Below are 6,790 nucleotides of genomic sequence, written 5' to 3'. Positions count from 1 at the left end.
TGCAAAGGCTGAATAGACCACAGCGGGGTTCCCTTTTCCCCTCTCCCCCTCCTCGTTAGCCTTCCCAAGGCCCCAAGCCAGCACAAGGGCAGGTTTCCCGCCTCACCTTATCCAGAATTGGGGTAAAGATGTTAGATCTTGTCCAGAATGGATTCGACGGTAGCCATCCAGACAAAGGGTCTGGCTTGAGCGTTGTACTACTCTACAAAGGTATTGATTTTACAGGTGATTTTTCCCACGTTGTGGAAAGAATCGCAGTGGATGGCTTTCTCGGTAATGATGCCAAACCAGTGTTCCACTTGCTTGATCCATGAGGCCATAGGTGGGGGTGAAATGCAGATGGAATCTGGGCCGCCGTGCCAGCCACTCCTTCACCTTGGCGTGTTTATGGGTGCCGTAGCTATCAATAGTCAGAAGCTATTTCTGGATCGGTTGGAGGAGATGACACCGTGGGAGAAGCTGTTGGAGTAGATCAGGCCCTACTACCCCAATGAAGAGAAGGGGAGAGAGCCTTGCCCGTTAGAGGGGATGCTGCGGATGCATTGTGTCCAACTCTGCTACAACGTCAGTGATCCGGGAATGGAAGACATGCTCTATAGGGTGGAGAGCGTGCGCCACTTTAGCGGTATCCGGCTGGAGAAGGTGTCGGACGAGACGATGATCCTCAACTTCCGCCATCTACTGGAGCGCCAGGGACTGGGGCGTGTACTGTTTGAGATCATCAAGGAGTATCTGGCAGAGCAAGGGTTGATGCTCAAGAAAGGAGCAGTTATGGATGCCAGCATCATTGCGGTGCCGTCATCGACGAAGAACCGCAAAAGAGAACGTGACTCTGAGATGAAGCAGACAAAGAAGAGAAACCAGTGGCACTTTGGCATGAAGCTGTATATCGGCGTGGATGATCAAAGCGGTCTGGTGCATAGCTTGGCGAGCACTGCTGCCAACGTGCATGACATGATTGCTTCAGAACGACTGCTCCACGGAGAAGAGGTTTGTGTCTAGGGGGATGCAAGTTATCAGGGGATCGAGAAGCGCAAAGCCCACCAGAATAGCAAGGTGGCATGGGCACATTGCGATGCAGCTAGGCCAACACAGGAAATTGGCCAGAGGCCGATTGGAAAGACTGATGGAAGAATGCAAGGCCAGTGTGAAGGTAAAGGTGGAACACCTGCTTTTTCATGCGAAGCAGATGTTTGGCTACAGCAAGGTGCGCTACCGCAGCCTGGCGAGGAATGAGAATCGGCTGGCGCTGCTGCTTGGATTTGCCAATTTGCTGCGTGCCCAATCTTGTACGGCATGAGTCTCATGGGATCGATGTATCTGACGAACATTAGTTATATAAAAATCCAACAATTCAGCAAGAATTTAGCCTGTTTTCTGATCGTTTTGGACCAGTTTAAGCCAATTTTGACTGGCGTAGCCGGCCTATCGCCATACAAAATCCTATATGGCCCGCTTTTGGAAGCTAATTCAGAGGTTCTTAAGTATGTAAGCCCCTTTTAATGTAACTAAGCTATAAAATTATCAAGACGACCCCACCAGCTTCTGCCTTAAAGTCCGAATACGATCCCGCAGCTTGGCAGCTTCCTCAAATTTCAAATCCTGGGCACAGATTTTCATCTTGTCTTCCAGTTGGCTGATGAGTTCGGGCAGGGCAGCAAGGGGTATGTCGTTGTTTTCCGCCTGGACCGTGGCAGTTTCCAATTGGCCCTGGCTCAGTCGTCTGGATAACTCCAAGTCCGCCAGGATGGGATTGCCCTTGGTTTTGGTGGCTACAGCCTTGGGTGTAATGTTGTGGCGGCTGTTGTACTCCTGTTGCACTTCACGGCGCCGCTCCGTTTCCTCAATGGCCTTGGCCATGGAATCTGTCAACTGGTCACCATATAGAATGGCCATCCCCTGCACATGGCGGGCGGCACGACCAATGGTTTGAATCAGGGAGCGATCCGAGCGCAGAAAGCCTTCCTTATCCGCATCAAGAATGGCCACCAGAGACACTTCCGGTAGATCCAGTCCTTCCCGCAGCAGATTCACCCCCACCAGCACGTCGTAGGTGCCCATGCGTAGATCCTGAATCAGCTCGATCCGCTCGATGGAATGGATCTCGGAATGAAGATATTGCACCTTGACGTGATGGCCGGCCAGGTAATCGCATAAGTCTTCGGCCATGCGCTTGGTGAGGGTGGTTACCAGGGTGCGCTCACCTCGCCCACTGCGGGCGCGGATCTCCGCCAGCAGGTCATCCACCTGGCCAGCGCTGGGGCGCACACTGATCTCTGGATCCACCACACCAGTGGGGCGGATCACCTGGCGCCGGACGGCATCGCCGGAGCGCCCCAGTTCCCAATCTCCGGGGGTGGCGGATACAAAGATGGCCTGCCTTACCTTGGCCCAGAACTCCTCCGCCTTCAGGGGCCGGTTATCCGCGGCGCTGGGCAAGCGGAAACCGTGGTTGATGAGCACCTGCTTGCGGGAGCGGTCACCGTTATACATACCCCGCAATTGGGAGCAGGTGACATGGCTTTCATCGACCACCAGCAGCCAGTCATCCGTGAAATAGTCCACCAGACACTCCGGTGGAGTGCCTGCCGGGCGACCCGTGAGGTGGCGGGCGTAGTTTTCCACTCCGTTACAATAGCCCACCTCCTGGAGCATCTCCAGGTCATACCTGGTGCGTTGCTCCAGACGTTGCGCCTCAACCAGTTTGTTATGTTGATGGAGGATGTCCAGATGCTCCGCCAGTTCTTCGCGAATGGCCACCAATGCGGCCTCAAGGCGTTCTTTGGGGGTCACGAAGTGTTTTGCGGGATAGATGCTCATGCTGTCCAGGCTTTTCAAAATCTCGCCGGTGATGGGATTCACGTAGCGAATGGTTTCAATCTCGTCACCGAAAAATTCAATTCTGACGAGACGATCTTCATAGGCAGGGCCAATTTCCAGTACGTCTCCCCGTAACCGGAAACAGCCGCGACTGATATCCAGATCGTTGCGACTGTACTGGTTGTTGACCAAAGCCCGCAGCGCCTGACGCAAATCAATCGTCTCGCCAACACGAAAGGGCACTGCCGCCTTCAGATATTCAGCTGGCATCCCCAAACCGTAAATACAGCTAATGGAGGCCACCACAATCACGTCTCTGCGCTCAAATAAGGATCGGGTGGCCGAATGGCGCAACATGTCGATTTCTTCGTTGATGGATGCTGTTTTGGCGATATAAGTATCTGTAGATGGCACATAGGCCTCCGGCTGATAATAATCATAGTAGGAGATAAAGTATTCCACGGCGTTGTTGGGAAAGAACTCCCGCAACTCGTTGCAGAGTTGGGCGGCCAGGGTCTTGTTATGGGCCAACACCAGGGTGGGCTTGCCGGTTTGGGCAATCACGTTGGCGATTGTGAAGGTTTTGCCCGTGCCCGTGGCGCCCAGCAGGGTCTGATAGGGACATTGCCGCCGCACGCCATAGACCAACTCCGCAATGGCCTGCGGCTGATCCCCCATGGGCTGATAGGGCGCTGTGAGGGCAAATTGGCCCATGGGCAACTAGGGGCGGATGGGCGAGTCTAGGGTTGGCGCTACACTGGTGGTCAAGGCCTGCCGCAGGCTGCGCACCACGGCCACCATGGCCAGGGGATCCTCCAGGCGGTTCACGGCGCGCCCCACCCCGACGGCGGCGGCGCCAGCGGCAATGGCCATGGGGGCGGTCACCGCACTGAGGCCAGAGGCACACAGCACCGGCACCCGCACCATACGGCTGATGGCATGGGCAGCGGCCAGGGTGGGCACCGCCTTTTCAATGAGTCCCTGGATGCCGGCGCTTTGAGGTTGGCTGCTGGTGCCCCCTTCCGTCTGGATCAGGTCTGCCCCAGCGGCCACCAACTGTTCCGCCAACCGCTGTTGCTCCGACAGGGGCAGGCGGTGGGGAACGGTGACGGACAGGGGCACGTCAGCCACAAGCGCCCGACTGCGCCGGGTCAACTCCAGCACCTCCGCCCCGGTAAAGTCCCGCCCCTGGTCGTAGAAGCAGTCGAAATTGCCGATTTCCACCAGATCGGCCCCGGCAGCCACCACGGCGGGAAAGCGTTCCGGCTCCACGGCGGAGACGCAGACGGTGGCCACGCCACAGGATCGCGCCAGACGCACCAGTTGGGGATCGGCGGCAATGTCCACCAGATCGGCCCCACCCACCACGGCAGCGTTGCACACGGGGCGCACCCGTTCGGTCGCAAAGGTTTGCAAGCCGGCAATGATTTTGAGGCCCTGGCGGGCGGCAAGACAGGCCGCAAGGCGGGCAGGAAGGGTCATGGGCGGGGGCCGAAACGGGCACACTTCATGTTAGATGTTCCGTCTGCAAGAGACCGGCCATTCCTCCATGGGCCATGCTGGTTCCCCCCCAGCTGGTTCTCCCGGCCAGCGGGTTCAATCTATCCCGTCCTGGAGCCGCTGGCACCACCGGCTGCACAGGTCTCTCCTGGCATCTCCTGATCTGCTGCCGTCCGGAGCGGCCCTCCTGGTGGCGATGTCCGGGGGGCAGGATTCCCTCTGCCTGCTGCGCCTGCTGCAAGACCTTCAACGTCTCCACCACTGGTCGTTGCAGGTGTTCCACGGAGATCACCGCTGGCAACCCGACAGTGGCGCCAATGCTGCCCATGTGCAGTCCCTCTGCGCCACGTGGGGGCTCCCCTGTCACCTGGAGGTGGCCAGCAGCCATCTCCCCAGCGAAGCGGCGGCACGCCAATGGCGCTATGGCCGCGCCATCGCCCTGTGCCGTCGTTTGGACTGTAGTCAGCTTGTGACGGGTCACACCGCCACGGATCGAGCCGAGACCCTCCTGTTCCACCTGTGCCGTGGCAGTGGCAGCCATGGTCTGGGGAGTCTCCGCCCCCAACGCCCACTGGCACCGGGCCTCCAGCTCACACGCCCCCTGCTCCATTTCACCCGGCAGGACACCCTCCAGTGCTGCCAGGCGTTGAAGCTGCCCATCTGGAGCGATGCCAGCAACGAGGACCAGCGCTTGGCCCGTAACCGCATTCGGCAGCGGGTGCTGCCGGAGCTGGAGCAGGTGAACGGCGCCGCCGTGGCCCACATGGCGGCCTGCGCCCAACAACTAGCCGAGGAAAGCGACCTGCTGGATCAACTGGCGCGGGAGGCCCTGTCCACCATGGGGGCCAACCAGTCCACCAGCCTCAGCCCGCAAGCGCTGGCGGCTCTGCCCCGCGCTCTGGCCAGCCGCTGCCTGGTCCACTGGATTCGGGACCACACCGGCCGCGATCCTGATCGACGGCAGCTCAACCAACTGCTGCTCAGCCTGAGCCACCCCAAGACCACGGACCAGACCATGGCGATCCTGGACGGGGGGTGGCGTTGGCGCTGGCGGGGTGGGTGTATCCATCTACAAAGAGGGGAACCCTGAGACGGCCAGGCCCTCAACCGCCCATGGATCCCCGCCAAGCCCGGCAACTCCGGGATGCAGCCACCCCATCCGAGACGACCGCCAAGGATGAACCCACGGCTGAAGACGGGTTGCTGCTGGAGTTCCCCATGCAGGAGCACCACCACCGGATCATCTCCACTTTTATGGCGGAGCACCAACGGGACCCTTCCCGAGACGGCTCTGGCACAAGCGCCAACCGGCTGCCAGTTCCGGGTGTTCTCCAGACATTTACCATCCGGCTGAAAACCTGGTGGGCACAGCGGGCGCACCATAAGGCGCCCTCTTAGGGCTGAATTCAATCTCAGGCATCGGGCTCCAACTGCCCGGAGCGAATCAGCATGGCGCGGGAGCGGGCGCATTCTGCCTCCGCCTCCTCCAAACCCATGGTCTCAATGAGCCAGCCCAACTCCTCCTGCTCCGCCTCGTTCAGGGTCAGACCATAGCGATGGGCCAGAAGGAGAGCTTGCTGGTGTTGTTCGTTGCCAGAGGTGTGGCGCCCGGTCAGGCTCACAGGACCTTATGTCGGGGTGGCGAAACCAGCTTAGGCTGCATCAGCCCAGCTTCCTTTGTGACACTTGGTGAACGGCGGTTGTAGAAATCTAAATTAAACCTGAAGTTAGAAGTAGACCTGACTTCAGGCCATACCCCCATTCTCCAAGGAGGCTTTCATGGGCAAACACATCCTCCCCGACCGTCCCCCCTCCGCGTTCAACGGCAACACCGGCATGAGACTGGCGCCGCCGGGACTGCTTCAGGTTGATCGCTGGAAGCATCTCACCGAAGAACCAGTGACAGCCACCAGCAGTTCTACCCACGCGAAGGTGCCTGAAGAGGGTTGAAATAAATGCCTTGATGCAGAAGCCCAACAGTTCCGGGATACAACTGCCCAGGAGCTTGGAGTGAAGAGTGCTGAGAATTGATCTGGCAACAGCACTTGTAAAAACCAGGACCGACCTTTGCCGAAGGTACATGGTGGGTTGCTTGGGAACTCTAGCTCTCCCTTGACTTGGGCGCCTGATTCAGGAACAATCACATCCATCGCTCGGAAAACGCCTCCCTGGTAATTTCCACCAACTTCGAGACACAATCCGAGATGCTCAAGCGGCTGGTGTTGGAGAATGTTGGTCCAGCCCCCAGGATGGAGTTGAACTTGGCTCCCCGGCTGAATCTCAGCATCGGGGACAACGGACTGGGCAAGAGCTTCCTGCTGGATGTGGCCTGGTGGGCATTGACCCGAAAGTGGCCCCGTGACCTGAATCCTCGCCTGATGTCCGGGTATCAAGCCCGTCCCACAGATATCAGGTGTGCGCGACAGGTCATCCTGCTGTTCGACGAAGTTGATGCTCACTTACACCCCCG

General features: G+C 58.7%; 9 protein-coding genes. 6 read left to right on the top strand and 3 right to left on the bottom strand.

Annotated elements, in window-relative coordinates; genetic code table 11:
• Nucleotides 1–471 precede the first annotated feature (471 nt).
• On the top strand, nt 472–1,002 hold the full coding sequence (locus FLM9_RS08300; RefSeq protein WP_218969710.1) for an IS5 family transposase: 531 nt from the start codon (nt 472–474) through the stop codon (nt 1,000–1,002).
• 124 nt (nt 1,003–1,126) lie between these two features.
• Nucleotides 1,127–1,300, top strand: coding sequence for a hypothetical protein (locus tag FLM9_RS08295; protein ID WP_218969709.1), 174 nt, complete (start codon nt 1,127–1,129; stop codon nt 1,298–1,300).
• Nucleotides 1,301–1,524: 224 nt separating this feature from the next.
• Here the strand turns inward: FLM9_RS08295 and uvrB are convergent, their stop codons facing one another.
• Both uvrB and FLM9_RS01000 read right to left on the bottom strand, forming a co-directional pair.
• Nucleotides 1,525–3,534, bottom strand: a complete 2,010-nt coding sequence (gene uvrB / locus FLM9_RS01005) for an excinuclease ABC subunit UvrB (RefSeq protein ID WP_074456852.1) — start codon at nt 3,532–3,534, stop codon at nt 1,525–1,527.
• Between the two features lie 6 nt (nt 3,535–3,540).
• Nucleotides 3,541–4,302 (bottom strand): DUF561 domain-containing protein, encoded by a 762-nt coding sequence (locus FLM9_RS01000; RefSeq protein ID WP_074456849.1) that lies wholly within the window; start codon nt 4,300–4,302, stop codon nt 3,541–3,543.
• 67 nt (nt 4,303–4,369) lie between these two features.
• On the opposite strand from FLM9_RS01000, the gene tilS reads away from it, so the two are divergent.
• The gene (tilS, locus tag FLM9_RS00995; RefSeq protein WP_180365252.1) at nt 4,370–5,410 is read left to right on the top strand and encodes a tRNA lysidine(34) synthetase TilS; all 1,041 of its coding nucleotides are present in this window, start codon (nt 4,370–4,372) and stop codon (nt 5,408–5,410) included.
• Nucleotides 5,411–5,433: 23 nt separating this feature from the next.
• Nucleotides 5,434–5,718, top strand: a complete 285-nt coding sequence (locus FLM9_RS00990) for a hypothetical protein (RefSeq protein WP_074456848.1) — start codon at nt 5,434–5,436, stop codon at nt 5,716–5,718.
• A 14-nt stretch (nt 5,719–5,732) separates the two neighbouring features.
• Here FLM9_RS00990 and FLM9_RS00985 read toward each other — a convergent pair whose 3' ends face one another.
• Entirely contained in the window at nt 5,733–5,942 is a 210-nt protein-coding gene (locus FLM9_RS00985) for a hypothetical protein (protein WP_074456847.1), read from the bottom strand.
• Nucleotides 5,943–6,099: 157 nt separating this feature from the next.
• On the opposite strand from FLM9_RS00985, the gene FLM9_RS08040 reads away from it, so the two are divergent.
• Both FLM9_RS08040 and FLM9_RS08290 read left to right on the top strand, forming a co-directional pair.
• Nucleotides 6,100–6,270 carry a hypothetical protein gene (locus FLM9_RS08040; protein WP_180365251.1) on the top strand — a complete coding sequence of 57 codons (171 nt, stop codon included), beginning with the start codon at nt 6,100–6,102 and terminating at the stop codon, nt 6,268–6,270.
• 311 nt (nt 6,271–6,581) lie between these two features.
• Nucleotides 6,582–6,790, top strand: a 209-nt coding sequence (locus FLM9_RS08290; protein ID WP_218969708.1) for a hypothetical protein, incomplete at its 3' end; no start/stop codon positions are given.

The organism is Candidatus Synechococcus spongiarum (genome assembly GCF_900047545.1).
Lineage (GTDB): Bacteria > Cyanobacteriota > Cyanobacteriia > PCC-6307 > Cyanobiaceae > Synechococcus_B > Synechococcus_B spongiarum_C.
Note: the sequence above shows the minus strand (reverse complement) of the source record. Positions and strands in the feature narration are given on the sequence as shown.